The sequence below is a fragment of the Actinoallomurus rhizosphaericola genome, from assembly GCF_024055675.1.
Classification (GTDB): domain Bacteria; phylum Actinomycetota; class Actinomycetes; order Streptosporangiales; family Streptosporangiaceae; genus Actinoallomurus; species Actinoallomurus soli.
In genome coordinates this window covers 57303-75436 of sequence record NZ_JAMXMW010000016.1, presented here as the reverse complement: position 1 = coordinate 75436, position 18134 = coordinate 57303, and the positions used below count along the sequence as shown (strand labels likewise).

General features: G+C 71.6%; 20 protein-coding genes. 10 read left to right on the top strand and 10 right to left on the bottom strand.

All coding sequences use genetic code 11. The features are described 5' to 3' along the window. The first annotated feature begins 16 nt into the window (after window positions 1–16). The 6 genes from NE234_RS30600 to menC all read left to right on the top strand — a co-directional run bounded on the left by NE234_RS30600 (window position 17) and on the right by menC (window position 6275). Window positions 17–1237 carry an MFS transporter gene (locus tag NE234_RS30600; protein ID WP_252784281.1) on the top strand — a complete coding sequence of 407 codons (1221 nt, stop codon included), beginning with the start codon at window positions 17–19 and terminating at the stop codon, window positions 1235–1237. Between the two features lie 102 nt (window positions 1238–1339). Next, window positions 1340–1753: a Zn-ribbon domain-containing OB-fold protein gene (locus NE234_RS30595; protein WP_252784279.1), complete on the top strand. Its 414-nt coding sequence runs from the start codon at window positions 1340–1342 to the stop codon at window positions 1751–1753. 41 nt (window positions 1754–1794) lie between these two features. Beyond that, window positions 1795–2952, top strand: coding sequence for a lipid-transfer protein (locus NE234_RS30590; RefSeq protein WP_252784495.1), 1158 nt, complete (start codon window positions 1795–1797; stop codon window positions 2950–2952). Between the two features lie 251 nt (window positions 2953–3203). After that, window positions 3204–4361 (top strand): MCE family protein, encoded by a 1158-nt coding sequence (locus NE234_RS30585; RefSeq protein WP_252784278.1) that lies wholly within the window; start codon window positions 3204–3206, stop codon window positions 4359–4361. A gap of 49 nt (window positions 4362–4410) precedes the next feature. Continuing rightward, window positions 4411–5178 carry a GNAT family N-acetyltransferase gene (locus NE234_RS30580; protein ID WP_252784277.1) on the top strand — a complete coding sequence of 256 codons (768 nt, stop codon included), beginning with the start codon at window positions 4411–4413 and terminating at the stop codon, window positions 5176–5178. Next, the gene (gene menC / locus NE234_RS30575; protein ID WP_252784276.1) at window positions 5175–6275 is read left to right on the top strand and encodes an o-succinylbenzoate synthase; all 1101 of its coding nucleotides are present in this window, start codon (window positions 5175–5177) and stop codon (window positions 6273–6275) included. The genes NE234_RS30580 and menC overlap by 4 nt, the downstream gene beginning before the upstream one ends. 10 nt (window positions 6276–6285) lie before the next feature. Here the strand turns inward: menC and NE234_RS30570 are convergent, their stop codons facing one another. Then, a complete protein-coding gene (locus NE234_RS30570; RefSeq protein ID WP_252784275.1) occupies window positions 6286–6891 on the bottom strand; it encodes a TetR/AcrR family transcriptional regulator in 606 nt (201 codons plus the stop codon). Window positions 6892–6956: 65 nt separating this feature from the next. Between NE234_RS30570 and NE234_RS30565 the strand changes: the two genes are divergently transcribed. After that, window positions 6957–7484: a hypothetical protein gene (locus NE234_RS30565; protein WP_252784274.1), complete on the top strand. Its 528-nt coding sequence runs from the start codon at window positions 6957–6959 to the stop codon at window positions 7482–7484. Window positions 7485–7506: 22 nt separating this feature from the next. Here the strand turns inward: NE234_RS30565 and NE234_RS30560 are convergent, their stop codons facing one another. Then, entirely contained in the window at window positions 7507–8043 is a 537-nt protein-coding gene (locus tag NE234_RS30560) for a cysteine dioxygenase family protein (protein WP_252784272.1), read from the bottom strand. Between the two features lie 103 nt (window positions 8044–8146). Between NE234_RS30560 and NE234_RS30555 the strand changes: the two genes are divergently transcribed. After that, window positions 8147–9046 carry a LysR family transcriptional regulator gene (locus NE234_RS30555; protein WP_252784271.1) on the top strand — a complete coding sequence of 300 codons (900 nt, stop codon included), beginning with the start codon at window positions 8147–8149 and terminating at the stop codon, window positions 9044–9046. 143 nt (window positions 9047–9189) lie between these two features. Here NE234_RS30555 and NE234_RS30550 read toward each other — a convergent pair whose 3' ends face one another. Further along, the gene (locus tag NE234_RS30550; RefSeq protein WP_252784269.1) at window positions 9190–9768 is read right to left on the bottom strand and encodes a TetR family transcriptional regulator; all 579 of its coding nucleotides are present in this window, start codon (window positions 9766–9768) and stop codon (window positions 9190–9192) included. Between the two features lie 93 nt (window positions 9769–9861). Here NE234_RS30550 and NE234_RS30545 point away from each other — a divergent pair, with 93 nt between their 5' ends. Both NE234_RS30545 and NE234_RS30540 read left to right on the top strand, forming a co-directional pair. Beyond that, window positions 9862–10911 carry an NAD(P)-dependent alcohol dehydrogenase gene (locus tag NE234_RS30545; RefSeq protein ID WP_252784268.1) on the top strand — a complete coding sequence of 350 codons (1050 nt, stop codon included), beginning with the start codon at window positions 9862–9864 and terminating at the stop codon, window positions 10909–10911. 31 nt (window positions 10912–10942) lie between these two features. Continuing rightward, the gene (locus NE234_RS30540; RefSeq protein ID WP_252784266.1) at window positions 10943–11140 is read left to right on the top strand and encodes a hypothetical protein; all 198 of its coding nucleotides are present in this window, start codon (window positions 10943–10945) and stop codon (window positions 11138–11140) included. Window positions 11141–11399: 259 nt separating this feature from the next. Here NE234_RS30540 and NE234_RS30535 read toward each other — a convergent pair whose 3' ends face one another. From NE234_RS30535 to NE234_RS30510, 7 genes are all read right to left on the bottom strand, one after another. Further along, window positions 11400–11891, bottom strand: coding sequence for a hypothetical protein (locus tag NE234_RS30535; protein ID WP_252784265.1), 492 nt, complete (start codon window positions 11889–11891; stop codon window positions 11400–11402). 526 nt (window positions 11892–12417) lie between these two features. Beyond that, on the bottom strand, window positions 12418–12522 hold the full coding sequence (locus NE234_RS46115) for a DUF397 domain-containing protein (protein ID WP_406567092.1): 105 nt from the start codon (window positions 12520–12522) through the stop codon (window positions 12418–12420). Between the two features lie 218 nt (window positions 12523–12740). Further along, window positions 12741–13214: a MarR family winged helix-turn-helix transcriptional regulator gene (locus NE234_RS30530; RefSeq protein ID WP_252784264.1), complete on the bottom strand. Its 474-nt coding sequence runs from the start codon at window positions 13212–13214 to the stop codon at window positions 12741–12743. Window positions 13215–13389: 175 nt separating this feature from the next. Then, complete coding sequence (locus NE234_RS30525; protein WP_252784262.1) at window positions 13390–14982, bottom strand: acyl-CoA synthetase; 1593 nt, start codon at window positions 14980–14982, stop codon at window positions 13390–13392. 31 nt (window positions 14983–15013) lie between these two features. Then, window positions 15014–16171, bottom strand: a complete 1158-nt coding sequence (locus NE234_RS30520) for a thiolase domain-containing protein (RefSeq protein WP_252784260.1) — start codon at window positions 16169–16171, stop codon at window positions 15014–15016. 3 nt (window positions 16172–16174) lie between these two features. After that, window positions 16175–17200 carry a thiolase domain-containing protein gene (locus NE234_RS30515; protein WP_252784258.1) on the bottom strand — a complete coding sequence of 342 codons (1026 nt, stop codon included), beginning with the start codon at window positions 17198–17200 and terminating at the stop codon, window positions 16175–16177. Beyond that, the gene (locus tag NE234_RS30510; protein WP_252784256.1) at window positions 17197–18132 is read right to left on the bottom strand and encodes a Zn-ribbon domain-containing OB-fold protein; all 936 of its coding nucleotides are present in this window, start codon (window positions 18130–18132) and stop codon (window positions 17197–17199) included. The genes NE234_RS30515 and NE234_RS30510 overlap by 4 nt, the downstream gene beginning before the upstream one ends. Window positions 18133–18134 lie beyond the last annotated feature (2 nt).

Genomic DNA, 18134 nt, shown 5'->3' with positions numbered 1-18134 from the left:
GGCGCAGCCTGGAACGGTGCTCGTCACCTCTCCCCCCGACCTGGACCTACGCCATCGGCGCGGCTCGCGCGGCCTGCGCCGGGTGAACCTCGCGCTGTTCGCGGCGGGCCTGACGACCTTCATGTCGCTGTACTCGCCCCAGGCGCTGCTGCCGGTGCTCTCGCGGGTCTTCGGCGTCTCCCCGACGGCCTCCAGCCTGCTCGTCTCGCTGTCGACCGGAGCCCTCGCGCTCGCGGTGATCCCGGTGAGCTCGCTGTCGGAACGCCTCGGCCGTACGCGGGTCATGCTGGTGTCGTCCGTCGCGGCGGCGCTCCTCGGCCTGCTGCTGCCGCTCAGCCCGTCGTTCCCCGTGCTCTGCCTGATCCGCGCGGCGCAGGGGATCGCGCTCGCCGGAGTACCGGCCGTGGCGATGGCCTACCTCGCCGACGAGGTGCATCCCGAGGCGCTGGGCGGCGCGATGGGCCGGTACATCGCCGGGAACACGATCGGCGGCCTGCTCGGGCGGCTCATCCCCGGCTTCGTCACCGACCTGGCGGGCTGGCGGTGGGCGCTCGGCGTCACCGCGGCCGGCGCGCTGCTGCTCACGCTCGCCTTCTGGGCCCTGCTCCCCCCGTCGCGCTGTTTCCGTCCCGCACGGACCGGGCAGGGGGTCCTGCTCCGCCACCTCCGCGACCCCGGTCTGCGGCGGCTGTACCTGATCGGGCTGGTGCTGATGGCGGGGTTCGTCACCGTCTACAACTACCTGGGCTACCGGCTCCTGGCCGCCCCGTTCGGGCTGCCGCAGTGGCTGACCGGCCTCGTGTTCCTGATGTACCTGGCGGGCACGTTCAGCTCTCCGGCGGCGGGGTCGCTGGCCGACCGGATCGGGCGCCGCCCGGTCGTGTACGGCGCGTTCGCCCTGACGGCCGTGGGGCTGCTGGCGACGCTGCCGGACACGCTGCCGGTGATGGGCGCCGGACTGCTGGTGTTCACGGCGGGGTTCTTCGCCGCGCACTCGGTCGCCAGCGGCTGGGTCGGGCGGCGCGCCGTCGGCGGCAAGGCGCAGGCCTCGGCGCTGTACCTGTTCGCCTACTACGCGGGCAGCAGCCTCGGCGGATCGGCGGGCGGCCTGGCGTACGAGCACGGCCGCTGGCCCGCCACGGTCGGCTACGCCCTGGTCCTGCTCGCGATCGCCGCCCTCGCCGCGATCCGCCTGACCGAACCCGCCTCCCGGCCGGCCGCGCCGCCCGCCGCCTGACCGGATCCGGGGGGACGTGCACCTCCCGACCGGCGGCCCCTTCCCTGCGACTAGAACACGTTATAGATTTGAGCGGTCGCTTGGTCAAATAGGAGGTCGCCGGTGGCGCAGCCCGCACCCGAGCCCGTGGTCGACGGCTGGTTCACCGTCGACCCTCCCCGTCTGACCGGCACCCGCTGCACCGCCTGCGGCACCGTGTACTTCCCGCCCCAGACGCTGACCTGCCGCAACCCGGCCTGCGACGGCGGCGACCTGGTCACCACGCCGCTGTCGGACCGGGGCCGGATCTGGTCGTACGCCGACGCGCGCTACCGTCCTCCGCCGCCGTACGTCTCGGGCGAGGACTTCGAGCCGTACGCCGTCGCCGCCGTCGAGCTGGCGGCCGAGCGGATCATCGTCCTCGGCCAGGTGGCGCGCGGCGTGAGCGTCGAGGACCTGGCCGTCGGGATGGAGGCCGAACTCATCGTCGAGGAGCTCGACCCGGGCCACCTCGTCTGGAAGTGGCGGCCGCTGTGAAGCACGGAAACGGCAGAGACGTCGCCGTCCTCGGCGTGGGCATGCATCCGTGGGGCAAGTGGGGGCGGAGCTTCGTCGAGTACGGCCTCGCGGCGGCGCGGGACGCGCTGGACGACGCCGGGCTCGCCTGGACCGACGTTCAGTACGTCGCGGGCGCGGACACGATCCGGAACGGTTATCCGGGGTTCGTCGCGGGCGCGACGTTCGCCCAGGCGCTGGGCTGGTCGGGGGCGCGCGTCTCGAGCTGCTACGCCGCGTGCGCGTCGGGCGCGCAGGCGATGAGCGTGGCACGGGCGCAGATCCTGGCGGGCCTGGTGGACGTCGCCCTCGTCGTCGGCGCGGACGCGGCGCCGAAGGGCTTCTTCGCGCCCGTCGGCGGGGACCGGCCCGACGACCCGGACTGGCTGCGGTTCCGGCTGCTCGGCGCGACCAACCCGGTGTACTTCGCGCTGTACGCCCGGCGCCGCATGGCCCGGTACGGCGCGACGCGTGACGACTTCGCCGCCGTGAAGGTGAAGAACGCCCGGCACGGCCGGCACAACCCGTACGCGCGGTACCGCGCGGAGGTCACCGCGGCGGACGTGGCCGCGTCGCCGGTGGTCGCCGACCCGCTGCGGCTGCTGGACATCTGCGCGACCAGCGACGGCGGCGCGGCCGTCGTGCTGTCCAGCGTCGAGTACGCGCGTCGACGCGGACACGGCACCCCGGTGCGGATCGGCGCGATCGCCACCGTCACCCCGACCTTCCCGAACACCGCGCTCGAACTGCCGAACTTCGCGACCGACTCGGGCCTCGCGGTCGACCCGCCCGAGCGGCCGTTCCGGTCGGCGAACGCGGCGGCGGCGTACGAGGAGGCGGGACTGGGACCGGAGGACCTGTCGCTCGCCGAGGTCTACGACCTGTCCACGGCGCTGGAGCTGGACTGGTACGAGGACATCGGCCTGTGCAAGCCGGGCGAGGCGGAAGGGCTGCTGCGCGACGGGGCGACCGCGCTCGGGGGCCGGATCCCGGTGAACCCGAGCGGCGGCCTGGCGAGCTTCGGCGAGGCGATCCCCGCGCAGGCGATCGCCCAGGTCTGCGAGCTGACCTGGCAGTTGCGCGGCCGGGCGGGAGCGCGGCAGGTGGAGGGGGCCCGCGCCGGGATCGCGGTCAACCAGGGGCTGTTCGGGCACGGCTCGGCGATCATCGCCCGGACGTGAAGAACGCGGGTGACGTGAGTTACGTCACTCACCGCTGCCAGTAAGGCATTGCTGACCTGCGTGGATGCCGCTTTGTGCGCAGGTAGGCGGCGGATCGGGCACAGTGGGTTCTTGTCGGCCACGCTACGCGTCAGTACCTTTCACTGACGCGCCAGGGTTCACTCCGTGTCGCACGCGTGTCGCGTGGACGGCGGCGTCCCACCCTGACCGCGCGCCCAGTCCGCCGAGATTCGACGCGAGGTGCCGCGCTGATGCGTCCATTCCGGGAGCGTAATCCGCTGCCGATCGGCATCGCCGGCCTGGCGACCGCCGGCCTGGCGACACTTCTGGCCTTCAACCTGCAGCACTTCGCCGGTGGCACGACGTACTCCGCGGCGTTCAGCGAGGCGGGCGGCCTGAAGCCCGGCGAAGAGGTGCGGATCGCCGGTGTGAAGGTCGGCAAGGTCGAGAGCGTGGACCTCGACGGCGACCACGTGAAGGTCAAGTTCACCAGCAGCGCGCGGTTCGGGACGCAGACGCGGGCCCAGATCAAGATCAAGACGCTGCTCGGCTCTCACTTCCTCTCCCTCGACCCCAAGGGCCCGGGGCAGCAGCCCACGAGCCGGGAGATCCCGATCTCGCGCACCACGGCGCCGTACGAGGTGGTGCCCGCCCTCCAGGACGCCAGCTCCCAGCTCGGCCAGATCGACACGAAGCAGCTGGCCAAGGCGATGAACACGCTGACCCAGACGATGGAGGGCTCGCCGGACAACGTCCGGCGCACGCTGGCGGGCCTGCAGAAGATCTCCCGTGCGGTGTCCTCCCGCGACGACGAGCTGAACGAGCTGCTGAAGCACTCCAGCAACGTCACCTCGCTGCTGGCCTCCCGCAGTGGCGACCTCGCCGTCCTCGTCCAGAACGGCGGCCTGCTGCTCCAGGAGATCAACGACCGGCGGGCGGTGATCGACCAGCTGCTGACCGGCACGGTCTCCCTGTCCCAGCAGATCACCGCGACCATCCACGAGAACCAGGCCACCCTCAACCCGGCCCTGCAGAACCTGCAGAAGGTCGAGCAGATCCTGCTGCGCAACCAGAGCAACCTGGAGAAGTCGTTCGAGGCGATGGGGCCGTTCGGCAACGAGCTGACCGACATCACCGCCAGCGGCCGGTGGTTCGACGTCTACATCCAGAACCTCATCCCGCTGCCCCTCTCGATCGCCCCGCCCAGCACGCAGGGCGACGCCCCGCAGCCGACCCCGACGCCGGGGACGAGCAAGAAGTCCGCCGGCGACACCGGCACGGCGGGCCGCAAGGCCAAGACGAAGAAGACCGGCGGCTCGTCCCCCTCGAAGACGGGCAGCCCGTCCCCGTCCAGGAGCGGCAGCCCCTCCCCGTCCAAGACCGGAAATCCCTTCCCGTTCCCGCCGTGACCGTGACCCCGGTGCGCGCGGGCGGCCGGTCCGGGGCCACGATCGGACTATGGACGTACGCGAGCTGACGACTCCGAAGGAGCTCTTCGCCGCATCCTCGCTGCTCGCCGAGGTCTGGCGGCCGACCGACCCGATGCCGTACGAGATGCTCCAGGTGACGCGGCACATCGGCGGGTACGTCGCCGGGGCGTTCGACGGGAACACGATGATCGGTGCCTGCGCGGCCTTCCCGACGGCGGACGGCGGCCTGCACTCCCACATCACCGGCGTCGCCGTCCCGGGCCGGGGCGTCGGGTACGCGATCAAGGTGCACCAGCGCGAATGGGCGCTGGCCCGGGGCATCACGACGATCGGCTGGACCTTCGACCCGCTGACCCGGCGCAACGCGTACTTCAACCTGGTCAAGCTGGCGGCGCGCGCCACCGCGTACCTCGAGGACTTCTACGGCGACATGCCCGACGAGCTGAACATGGGCGATCCGAGCGACCGCCTCCTCCTCACCTGGCCGATCGAGAGCCCGGAGGTCGCCGCGGCCATCGCGGGCCGGCCCGCGACGCCGCCGGAACCCGGGCCGGACACGCCGATCGTGCTGCGCGCGGACGCGACCGACCGTCCGGAGACGCACGGCGCGGCGGGCGCCGCGACCCTGGCGGTCGGCACGCCGGCCGACGTCACCGCCCTGCGCGCGGGCGACCCGGACGCGGCCCGGGAGTGGCGCCGGGCGCAGCGGGCGGCGCTCGGCGGCGCGCTCGCCGAGGGGTACCGTGTGAGCGGTTTCACCCGCGCCGGTTATTACCTCCTGGAGCGCCCGAGATGAAGCTCGCCGGAGTGGAGTTGCGGCGGATCCACATGCCCCTGGTCACGCCGTTCCGCACGTCCTTCGGTACGGAGATCGACCGGGAGGTCCTGCTCGTCCGGGTCTTCGGCGACGAGGTCGAGGGCTGGGGCGAGTGCGTCGCCGCCGTGGACCCCCTCTACTCCGCCGAGTACGTGAACGGCGACGAGCAGGTGATCCGTGACTTCCTGCTCCCCCGGCTGCCCGCGGACGTCACCGCCCGCGGGCTCGGCGCGGTGTTCGAACCGGTCCGCGGCCACCCGATGGCGAAGGCCGCCGTCGAGATGGCGGTGCTGGACGCCGAGCTGCGCCTGTCGGGGATGTCGTACGCGGCGTACCTGGGCGCGACGCGGACGCGAGTGCCGGCCGGGGTGTCCGTCGGGATCATGGACTCCATCCCCGAACTGCTCGACGCCGTGGCCGCCTACCTCCAGCAGGGGTACGCGCGGATCAAGCTGAAGATCAAGCCGGGCTGGGACCTCGAACCGGTGCGCGCGGTACGGGAGCGGTTCGGCGACATCCTCCTGCAGGTGGACGCCAACGCCGCGTACCGCCGGGCGGACCTGCGGCACCTCGCGGCGCTGGACCCCTTCGGCCTGCTGCTGATCGAGCAGCCGCTGCCCGAGGACGACCTGCTCGGCCACGCCCGCCTCGCCCAGGCGCTGGCCACCCCGATCTGCCTGGACGAGTCGATCGTCTCGGCGCGAGCCGCCGCCGACGCCATCACCCTGGGCGCGTGCTCGATCGTCAACGTGAAGGCCGGCCGCGTCGGCGGGTACCTGGAGGCCCGGCGGATCCACGACCTGTGCGCGGCGCACGGCGTCCCGGTCTGGTGCGGCGGGATGCTGGAGACCGGGCTGGGCCGGGCCGCCAACCTGGCGTTCGCGGCCCTGCCCGGCTGCACGCTGCCGGGCGACGTCTCGGCGTCGGACCGGTACTACACGCGCGACCTCACCGAGCCGTTCCGGCTGGTGGACGGCCTGATGAGCGTGCCGTCCGGCCCGGGGCTCGGCGTGGCCCCGCTCCCGGACGTCCTGCACGAGTTCACCGAGCGGACCGACGTCGTACGGCTCCCCTGACGTCCGTGAGTCAGCGGGTCGCATCGGTGCCGTGGATGATCTCGCCCAGATAGGCGTCGAGCTGGGTGATCATGCTCTCCGGCGTCAGGTGGCCGGCCAGTCGCTGGATGGACAGACCGTCGACGACGGCGTGCAGGCGCCGGGCGAGGATCTCGGCCGAGGGGCCCCGGGGCGTCAGGAGGCCCTCGGTGTCCAGGCTCTCGATGAGCTGAAGGCAGAGCCCGTACATGCCGTTGAAGTGGGTCCGCTGAACCTCGGCCAGGCGCGGATCGCTCAGACCGAGCGCCAGGAAGGCGAAGGCGACGGTGGCCTCGGTGTGACGCCGCGCGTCGACCGGCATGGTCTCCAGCAGCGTGTCGCGGACCGCCTGCTGGATGGTGCCGGTGTGTCGCAGCTCGGTGATCCGGTCGGTGACGCGCTGTATCACCTGCTCGCAGGCGAAGGCCAGCAGCTCGGCACGGGTGGTGAAGTAGTGCCGCAGCGCACCTGGCGACCAGCCGGCCTCCGCGGCGACCGAGCGTATCGAGACCTCGTTCACCCCGTCCCTGGCGATGACCCGGCCGACGGCGTCGGCGAGCTCCGTCCGGCGCGCCTCGTGGTCCACGATCTTCGGCACATGGTCATTATCACACAGTCGTGCTAAATATGTTTTCATACAGTCGTGCGAAATAAAGAGGCGCTGTGATCTTTCTGATCGTCGGATGCGAGATCGGCTTCTGGGTGCTGCTGATGACCGGGCTCGCGGCCCGCTATCTCCTTCACGCCCGAAGGCTCGGCAACGTCCTGCTGGTCGGCGTTCCGATGGTCGACCTCGTCCTGCTCGCGGCCTCCGTCGTCGACCTTCGGCGCGGAGCGCCCGCCTCACCCGCACACGGCCTGGCCGCGATCTACATCGGCGTCTCGCTCGCCTTCGGCCATCAGATGATCCGCTGGGCCGACCGGCGCTTCGCCCATCGCTTCGCGGGCGGCCCCGCCCCCGTGAAGGCGCCCAGGACCGGGCGCGCCCACGCCGCCCGTGAACGCGGCCAGTGGCTTCGCCACCTGCTCGCCTACATCGTGGGGGCGGCGGTACTGGGCGTCTTCACGGTGCTGGTCGGCGACGTCCACCGCACCCTGAAGCTGTGGGCGGTGATGGTTCCCTGGGGACTCGTGCTCGCGATCGACTTCGTGATCTCGTTCAGCTACACCATCGCCCCGCGCAGGCGATGAGACGTCCGGCGAGCGCAGCCGGTCAGTCCCGTACGGGCAGGTCGTAGACGCGCCGCACGCTGGACTCGACGCGGGAGATGTCCGTGCCGTAGATGTGCAGGGAGATCGCGATGTCGTCGCCGGAGTTCCGTACGCGGTGGATGTCGCCCGGCGGCGCGAAGCCGCTGACCTCGCCGACGCGGTTGTCGTTGACCCCCACGCGGACCAGGTGGTCGTCCCGCTGCACGTAGAGCTCCTCGTGCTCCACGCCCTGCAGCACGCCGAAGACGCACCACGTGACGTGGTCGTGGATCGGCGTCGTCTGCCCGGGTCGCCACACGAGCCCCACCAGCGAGAACGTGCCGCCCGGCTCGACGTACAGCGTGTGGCTGACGTACCGGTCGGGGTCGCCCAGCCGCTCCTCGGCGGTCAGCACGTCCGGCGTGGGCATGTGACGCCGCAACTCGGCCGCGACGAGCCGCGCGGTCTCCCGCCAGTCGGCGTGGCGGTCCACGGCCGCGCGCACCCCCGTCACCAGATCCTCCAGGCCAGGGCGCATGGTCTCAAGAACGGCTGTCATCTCGGCCACCTCCTCAATCCCCTCCAGGCTGCCGGAAGACGCAATCATTGGTCCAATGCCAATGCCTGGCCGCTCCCATAGACGAGGTCGATATATTGGCCGCATGCTGGACGTTTCCCGGCTCCGGGTGCTGGTCGCGGTGGCCCGTACGGGCTCGGTGACGGCCGCCGCGAAGGAGCTGCACTACTCCCAGCCGTCGGTCAGTCACCACCTCGCGCGGCTGGAGACCGAGACCGGCACCAAGCTGGTGCAACGCGTCGGCCGGGGCATCCGCCTCACCGAGGCGGGCCGGACGCTCGCCGAGCGGGGCGCGGAGATCCTCGGCCGGCTCGACGCGGCCGAGGCCGAGCTGTCCGCGCACGTCGGGCTCGACCAGGGCCGCGTACGGCTGGCCGCCTTCCCCTCGGCGCTCGGCACGTTCGTGCCACGGGCGGCGTCACTGCTGGCCGAGCGCCATCCCGGCCTCCGGGTGAGCCTCACCGAGGCCGAGCCGCCGGAGGCCGTCCGCATGCTCCGCGCCGGCTACGTCGACGTCGCGGTGATCTTCCGGTACGACCCCGGCGCCGAGGAGGACGACATCCGCACGTGGCGGCTGCTGGACGAGCCGAGCCACCTGGTGACGGCCGAGGCCGCCGAGCCGGACCTGGCGGCGTACGCCGACGCCGAGTGGATCGCCGGTTGCGACCGCTGCCGCCTGCACCTGCTGGAGATGTGCGAACGGGCGGGGTTCAGCCCCCGCGTGTCGTTCACCACCGACGACTTCGTCGCCGTTCAGGCGCTCGTCGCGGCCGGCCTGGGCGTGACGGCGCTGCCGGCGCTGACGCTCCAGGCGGCCCGCAACCCCGACGTCCACACCGTCGCACTGCCCGGCTCGACCCGGTACGTCCTCGCCGCCACGTACGGCGAGCCGCCCGAGCCCCCGGCCACCACCGCCCTCCTCGACGCGCTCCGCGAGACCACTGACGCGGAGTTCCGTCCGGAGCCCGCCATCGCCAGTACCTAGCGGCCGGCCCGGGCGACGAGGCCGCCGGCCGTCGGCTGCCCCTGCACTCCGCCGAACGGGACGTCTTCGCGATGCCCCCGCCCCTCATGTACGCCCGCGGCCGGTGGTCGCCCGCCCTTCCTGCGCGGTAGGCGGGTGTTCGGTCAGGGAGCGAGGGCGCGGGCGACGCACTCGCGTAGGAGGGCCCGGCGGCGGTCGTGGTCGGTGGCGGGCTCATCCGCGGTGGCGGCGTAGAAGCCGCTGGCCGGGGACCAGGCACAGGCCATGGCGATGACCAGGGCGATCAGGTCGAGGGGGTCGCCCTGGCGGAGCCGTCCGGCGGCCTGGGCGGCGGCGATGGCGGTGATCTTCGGCTCGTCGTCGGGGGTCTCGGTGAGGCGTCCCGCCGGGCGTCGTTCCAGCCGCAGCCAGGCCATGAGGCGGACCAGCTCGGGATGGCGCAGGTTCTCGTCGTACATCCCCACGGCCCAGCCGGGCAGGTCGTCGGCGTCGAAGGCGACGGCGCTCATGAGGCGGTCGGCGTGGTCGGCGATCACCGCGTCGAACAGGCCGTCCTTGCTGCCGAAGTAGCCGTAGACCTGCGCTTTGTTGGTGCGCGCGGCGGCGGTGATGCGGTCGATCCTTGCGCCGGCGATGCCCCACTGCGCGAACTCCTCGGCGGCCGCGTCCAGAATCCGGCGCCTGGTCGCGACGCCCTTCGGGGTGGTCGGCAGCTCGGGCATGATCCCAGCCTAGCAGACAGACTAGTTGGTTTACTTCTGGGTCGAGCGTGCCCTACCGTAGAAACAGACCGAATAGTCTGTTTGGAGGAATCCATGCGTACCACCACCGGCTGGATGAGCGCCGAGGGCACGACCACGCTGCGGCGTGTCCGGATCGAGCGCCGAGACGTGCGCGACGACGACCTCGCCGTCCGCGTCGACTACTGCGGCGTGTGCCACAGCGACCTGCACCGGATCGGCGGCCTTCTCGGCGAGGGCGCTCTGGTGCCCGGCCACGAGTTCACCGGCACGGTCACCGCCGTCGGCGCCGCGGTGACCGCGTTCTCGGCAGGTGACCGGGTCGCCGTCGGGACCATCGTCGACTCGTGCGGCGTCTGCGCGATGTGCCGGATCGGGCAGGAGAACTTCTGCTACGAGGGCCCCGTCACCACCTACGGCGGGACCGACCGCATCGACGGCACCAGGACCAAGGGCGGCTACAGCCGTGAATACGTGGTACGCGACCGGTTCGCCTACCCCTTGCCCGACGGGCTCGACCCGGCCGCCGCCGCCCCGCTGATGTGCGCCGGGATCAGCGTCTGGGAGCCCCTGCGCGCGGCCGGGATCGGGTCCGGGAGCCGGGTCGCCGTGGCCGGCCTCGGCGGGCTGGGGCACCTGGGGGTGAAGCTGGCCGCCGCGCTCGGCGCCGAGGTCACCGTCCTCAGCCGCACCCCCGCCAAAGCCGGCGACGCCCACAAGCTCGGAGCGGCCGACACCCTGGTGACCACCGACGACCAGCAGATTCAGCGGGCACGCGGCAGGTTCGACCTCATCCTGGACACCATCCCCCTCGCGCACGACCTGTCCCCGCTGCTGCGCATGGCGACCCTGGACGGCACCCTCGCCCTGCTCGGCCACCCCCTGGAGCAGCCGGTCCGGGTCCTCGACCTGGTCCAGGGCCGCAAGAAGCTGACCTCCTCCGGCACCGGAGGCCGCCGCCACACCGCCGAGCTGCTGGACTTCTGCGCCGACCACGCCATCACGGCCGACGTCGAGGTACTGCCCTCGGCACGCGTCCAGGAGGCACTCGACCGCCTCGGCCGCGGCGACGTCCGCTACCGCTTCGTACTCGACCTGTCCGACCTCGACCAGCCCGCCGGCTGAGGAACCGCAGCCCCGGGCTTTCAGCCGGTGGATGGCGGCGACGAAGTGTCCAACCGCCAGGCGTCCGGGCCCGGGGCGCCGGTGCGGCGAGGCCGCGCTGCTGGTCATCGCCCGATACGTGCGCCTGACCGTCGTCGACGCCGACCACCGGGCGATGCCCGCCCCCGATCAAGGCGGCTTCGCTCGCCGCGCCGCCATGAGGCAACACTCCCTCACCGTACGGATCTGATCACGGCACCGCCGCCAGGACCGGGTCCGGCAGGGCCTACTCAGGGCACCGATCGAGTGCCACGCGTGAAGCCGCCCCGTGCGCTTCCTCTTACTCCTGCCGGTTCGGTCCTTTCAGACCTCGGGTGCCCCGGAACACCTGTTGTCGGGACTCCGACATCATCTCAATCAGCGAGGGGGCGCACTGCTCAAAATGCGCTCGACAAGACGCCTCCCGCGTGGCCTCGGGCGAGAGCGCTGTGCGCTTGCCGGCCAGAGCATCAAGTCACGTGCTTGTGAATGACGTCGAGGTAATGCCGGTCGCGATGAGGCACGGGCTGGCCCCGGCCCGGAAGGCTGAAGACCGCGCACACATCGGCGGGTCGGGTGGTGAGGCTCGACTGCTCACCGAAGGTGAGGGTGCCATTGACTTCGTGATGGCACCCTGCCTCGTCCAGGGCTCTGATCAGGTCCTCGCGAAGGACGGTGGCCTCGAATGACTCGGAATCGGGCAGGACGAGAGGCGGGAGTTTCGCCGTCGAGCCGGGCCAAAGGTCGATCCAAATGCCGCTGACGGCCCGTTGGGTGATGACCAGCTTCAAACCGTCCCACGAGTAGGGGTAGCCGTCGATGTCGGGCCCCTTCATGAGGATGGCAGGGTGCGGGCGTCCAGGTCCGAGGAGCTGCTCGGCTTCGGCCAGGGACAGGCCGCACTGCAGCGACCCGATCCGGCCGGTTTGGGCGAAGCCGACGAGTACGTCCATCAGGTTCACGACAGCGACTCTGGCATTCCCCGACCTGATCGGCACTTCCATATCGTGCGGGTGCTTCAAGGCTTTGAGTCGGAATCATGGCCTCTATAGTCCGACTGGCCGAGAAAGCCCAGGCCAGGGGAAGATCCCAGACTTGGACCTTGCTCGTGTCAGGGCCCGGCTTCCGCCGCTGCGCGCCGTGGGGCTCTACAGTCGCTCACTGCCGAGACTTTTGGTTGCTCCCACACCCGAAACTCTCGGCGCTCAGGTGCTCGACATAGTCGGCGTCATTCAGAACGGCCACATGACGGCGAAGATTCGTATCCGGCACGCCCTACGGGCGTCCGGCGTGGACGCCGGCCCGCCGGTCATGCCGACAGGGCCGCCAGCCGGAGCTCTCATCGGACAGCCGCCCCGCGACGCGGGAACGCGGCTCGGCATTTTCCTCCGCGACCTGGACACTTGGAGGTACAGGACGCCTCGTCTAGCGAGAAGGGGACGAGAGCAGCCGACGAGGTGCTCTCCGAGAGCGTAGGCCGCTCACCGCCTAAGAGCGCCTTGATGGCACGATCGCCACCTCGACGCACGCACCCTTGTCAGTGCTCCGGACGCTCTTTCGCCAAGTCAAGGTGGTGGTACTCGCGTGGGACATGAGAACCTGCCTCGCTCGCATTGGGGACCTAGATCACCGTGAGAACAGTGGCGATCAGCACAATCGTACGTAGGGCTGCGCGCGGCAAGACCGTCCACGTCGTCATCGCAGCCCCAGGCGTCACCCTCACGACCGCGGAACTCTCCGCCCGCCGCGCCCCAGCATGAGCCGGAAGGCCAGGATCGTCGGCCGATGTGGGACGGCATGGCTGTGGACGGTCAGCCGAGTTGTTTCACCCGCTCGATGACCTCCGGTGAGACCTCGTTGTTCCGGGTGAGGTAGCGGAGCACGACCCGAAGATCGTCGTCGCTGTAGCCGGCCAGCACCTTCTCGTACAGCTCGGCCACCGGCATGAACCGCCGACCCAGCTCCGTGAACGGGCCGTCCTCCAGCACCTCGACGAGGACGCGGCGCCGGTCCTTCTCGTCCCGGCGGCGACGCACCATCCCGGCCCGCTCCAGCCGGTCGATCACGGCCGTGATGGCTCCTCCGGTGGTGAGGAACATGGCGTCCGCGAGCTGACCCGGCGTCATCGGGCCCTGCAACTGCAGCAGGTTGACGCACTGCATGTCGGTGACGTTGATGCCGGACCGGCTGGCGATGGCGTTGTGCAACAGCACCGTCCACATCGTGCTCACGCGAGCCTGGTGACTCAGCTCCGCGATGAGCTCCGCACGCTCGGACGACGCCATCGAACCTCACTCTCGGCCGACTGAAGACGCTCTCTTTTAGAGCTATCGCCCTCAGTCTATCCCCGGCCGGGAAAGACCCGAGCCTCGACGCGGCCAATGAGCGGGATGGCGTCATCGAGCAGAGGCCTCGCGCGGCCCGGGCTCGATCCTCATCCCCCAGAGTGCGGCCCGAGGTTCACGTCCGGTCTGCGGCCTGCTGGGCGATGTGTTTGGCCCAGCGGTAGTCGGCCTTGCCGGCCGGGGAGCGTTGCATCTCCGGGACGAAGGCGTACGTGCGCGGGACCTTGTAGCCGGACAGGACGGCGCGGCAGTGGGCGTCGAGGTCGGCGGCGGACGGCGGCTCGCCGTACGGCTGGACGACGGCGGCGACGCGGCTGCCGAAGCGCTCGTCGGGGATGCCCGTGACCAGCGCGTCGAAGACGGCGGGGTGGCGTTTCAGCACCGCTTCGATCTCCTCGGGGTAGACCTTCTCCCCGCCGGTGTTGATGCACTGCGAGCCCCGGCCGAAGATCGCGATCGTGCCGTCCGCCTCCACGGTCGCGATGTCGCCGGTCAGGAGCCAGCGCACGCCCTCCACCTCGACGAATGTCTTCGCCGTCTTCTCCTGGTCGTTGTAGTAGCCGAAGGCGATGTGACCGCTCTTGGCGACCTGGCCGATGACGCCGGAGCCCGGCTCGACCTCCTTGAGCGCGTCATCCAGCACCCGCAGCCGCGCGTTGTTCGGCCGGTAGCGCATGCCCGACTCCGGGGAGGAGCCCTCGACGCCCGACGCGGTGAAGCCCGACTCCGAGGACCCGAAGTTGTCGAGGATCATCACGTTCGGCAGCAGCTCCTGCAGCCGGTCCCGTACGGAGCCCGAGAGGATCGCGCCGGTGGAGCTGAGCACGCCGAGGGAGCTCAGGTCGTACGAGCCGGTGGCGATGGCGTCGGCGAGCGGCCGGGCCATCGCGTCGCCGGTGATGTTGACCGTGAAGACCTTCTCGGCCTCGATCGCGGCCAGCACCTCCGCGGCGTCGAAGCGGCGCGTGTAGACGATCGTCGCGCCCATCCACCAGCCGATGAACGTGGCCATCTGCGCGGCGCCGTGCATGAGCGGCGCGGCCGCCATCATGACGAGCGGCCCGGAACTCTTGGCGGCCTCGATGACCTCGTCGGGCGTCCTGCGCGGCTCGCCGTACGGGTTGCCGCCGCCGAACGCCATGAACAGGTCCTCGCACCGCCACATGACGCCCTTGGGCATGCCGGTCGTGCCGCCCGTGTAGATGATGTAGACGTCCTGACCGGACCGCTCCGGGAGGTCGCGGGCGGCGGGCCGTTCCGCCAGGGCGTCGGGGTAGGAGACGGCGTGCGGGGACCGCCCGCCGACGACGATCCGGTGCCGCAGTAACGAGGCGCCGGCGGCCGCCGTCTCGACGCGGTCCTCGAACTCCGCGTCGTACACCAGCGCCACCAGGTCGGCGTCGTCGTAGAGGTAGGCCAGTTCGGCCTCGACGTACCGGTAGTTGACGTTGACCGGCACCGCGCGGATCTTCAGCGCGGCGAGCAGCGCCGCCACGTACTCCACGCCGTTGTACAGCTGGATCCCGACGTGCCCGCCGGGTTCGACGCCCGCCGCCCGCAGGTGGTGCGCCAGCCGGTCCGCCTCGTCGTTCAGCTCGGCGTACGTCCGGCGCTCCGTGCCACCGGCCGAGTCGAAGACGACGACGGCGATGCGGTCGCCGATCGCCTCCGCGAGTCCCTCGAACAGGTCGGCGTGGTTGAACTCCATCGCGGGCCTCCGTAGGGCCGGTCGCCGGGTGTCAGGGTCGGTCGGAGCCGACGACCCACATCGCGTAGAACTGCGCGCCGCCGCCGTACGCGTGGCCGAGGGCCCGGCGCGCGCCCTCGACCTGGTGCTCGCCGGCCAGCCCGCGGACCTGCAGGGCCGCCTCGGCGAAGCGGATGAGCCCGGACGCGCCGATCGGGTTGGACGACAGGACGCCGCCCGAGGCGTTCCAGGGGATGTCGCCGTCGAGGGCGGTCGCGCCGCTCTCGGTGAGCTTCCAGCCCTCGCCCTCGCCGCAGAAGCCGAGGTTCTCCAGCCACATCGGCTCGTACCAGGAGAAGGGGACGTAGACCTCGGCGCAATCCAGTTCGCGGCGCGGGTCGGTGATGCCCGCCTGCCGGTACACGTCGGCGGCGCAGTCCTTGCCCGCCTGCGGGTTCACGGTGTCGCGACCCGCGAAGAAGATCGGCTCGGAGCGCATGGCGGTGCCGTGCACCCAGGCGGGCGGGTTCGGGGCCCGCCGAGCTGCGTCCTCGGAGGCGAGCACCATCGCGGCCGCGCCGTCGCTGGACGGGCAGGTCTCCAGGTAGCGGATCGGCTCCCACAGCATGGGCGTCGACTCGACCATCTCGCGGGAGATGCCGGGGATGCGCAGGTGGGCGTAGGGGTTCTTCATGGCGTTCTGCCGGTCCTTGACCGCGACGAGCGTGCCGATGTGGTCGGGCGCGCCGGTGCGCCGCATGTACGCGCGGATGTGCGGGGCGAAGTAGCCGCCCGCGCCGACGACGATGGTCGGGGACAGCGGCGGGTGCGTGGACAGCGCCCAGGTCGCGTTCGACTCGGACTGCTTCTCCCAGGCGACGACGAGGACGCGGTCGTGCACGCCGGCCTGGACGAGGCTCGCCGCGACGAGGGCGGTGGAGCCGCCGACCGACCCGGCGGTGTGCACGCGGATCATCGGCTTGCCGCGCGCGCCGAGCGCGTCCGCGAGGTACGCCTCGGGCATCATGACGCCCTCGAACAGATCGGGCGCCTTGCCGATGACGACCGCGTCGATGTCCTTGAGGGTGAGCCCGGCGTCGTCGAGGGCGCTCAGCGCCGCCTCGCGTACGAGACCGGCGATGGACACGTCGGTGCGCTTGGTGCGGTACTTGGTCTGGCCGACCCCGATCACCGCGCAGGGGTTTCCCATGCCTCAGGCCTCCAGGACGCAGACGAGGTTGTGCTGCAGGCACGGCCCGGCGGCCGCGTGCCCGAGCGTGCGGCGGGCCTCGCCGCGGTGGATCCACGACGCCGCCTCGCCGATGCGGATCAGGCCGGTGGCCATGACGGGGTTGGCGGCCAGGGGGCCGCCGGACGGGTTGACGCGGACGTCGTCGGCCAGGCCGATCGCCTCCCGCAGGATGAGCTCCTCGTGGCTGAACTGCGCGTGCAGCTCGGCCACCTCGACGCCCCGCGCGCCCGCCTTCCCGGCCGCCAGCGCCGCCGACTCCGACCGGCTCAGGTCGCGGACGCCGAGGGAGTGCGCCTCGATCCGGTGGTCGATGCCGCGGATCCAGGCCGGGCGCTCGCTCAGCTCACGGGCGTGGTCGCCGGCGGCCAGCACGACCGCCGCCGCGCCGTCGGTGATCGGCGCGCAGTCGTGCGGGCGCAGCGGCGCGACCTCGTAGCCCTCGTCCGCCGGGTCGGGCAGGTCGAGGGCGTACGGGTTGGCGCGCCCGGCCGCACGGGATCGGGCGGCCACGGCGCGCAGGTCGTCCTCCTTGTGCCCGGCGTCGAGGAACGCGCGGGCCTGCAGCGCGGCGAGCGACACCTGGTCGGGGCCGAGCGGCGCCAGGTAGTACGGGTCGAGCTGCAGCGTCATGATCTCCCGCAGCGACCCCTGCGATGACTTGCCGAAGCCGTACACCAGCGCGGTGTCGACGTCGCCGTGCTGCAGCCGGACCCACGCCTCGTACAGCGCCCACGCGCCGTCCATCTCGACGTGGCTCTCGGAGATCGGCGGCCAGGCCCCGACCGTGTCCAGCGCGGACACGAACGAGAACGGCGCCCCGGCGAGGTAGTCCAGCGAACCGGAGCAGGTGAACCCGAAGCGGTTCAGCCCGGTGGCCTGCTTGATCTCGGTGATGACCGGGGCGAGCAGCTCGACCTCGGTCAGCCCGGCGTCCTCGCCCGTGTGCTTCGTCTGCGCGAACGCGACGACCGCGACGTCCCTGCTCATAGATAGTCCTTGATCGCGTCGAAGGGGACGTCAGGCTCGCCGGTGGGTTCGAACCACCGGATGTTCTCCATGGTCCGGCCCCACTCCCCGCGCGGCTTCCAGGCCGCTTTCACGCGCATGCCCATCCGCACCCGGTCGGCGTCGATGCCGGCGACCAACGCGAGCAGGGAGATGTCGGAGCCGTCGAGCAGGATGTACGCCGAGACGAACGGCACCTGCGGGGCGCGCGGGTCCGGGATGTTGTTCACCGCGAACGTCGTGACCGTGCCGGTGTCGGCGACCTCCACCTCCTCGGTCGTGGGCACGCCGTCGACCGGGCACAGCCCGCGCATCGGCACGTAGACCTTGCCGCAGACGTCGCAGCGGTGCCCGAGCAGGCGCCCCTCGGACACCCCGTCGAGGAACCTGGTCAGCGCCCGGCCGGCGTTCAGGCGGTACTCCGCCCGGCTCGGCACCGTGATCATCGTGACGTCGGGCCGGAAGCACTCGATGTCCCGGATCGAGCCGGTGCGCTCGGCGCGGAACTTCGGCCGTACGCGCATGCCGGTGCGCAGGGTCTTCGGCGGGTCGGCGCCCGGTTCGAACGTCCCGACGTCGAGGGCGTGCAGGAGTGCGGTGTCGGCCCCGTCGGGCCGGATCAGCGCCCAGGCGAACGGCCGGTCCAGCGGATGGACCGCGCGCGGCCGCGGCACCCACGACCAGGACGTCACCGTGCCGCCGGGCCCGACCTCGACGTACTCGTCCGTGACCGCTTCGCCGTCGGCGTCGTACTCGGCCGGCGGGAACAGCACCCCGCCCGACGCCGTACGGACCCCGACGAGGCGGCCGTCGCGCAGCTCGGTGAGGAACCGGCCGATCACCGGCCCGACCGACCGCGTGTACCCGCCGGGGAACTCCAGGACATGGTCGGCGACCAGGGGGTCAGCGTTCATGG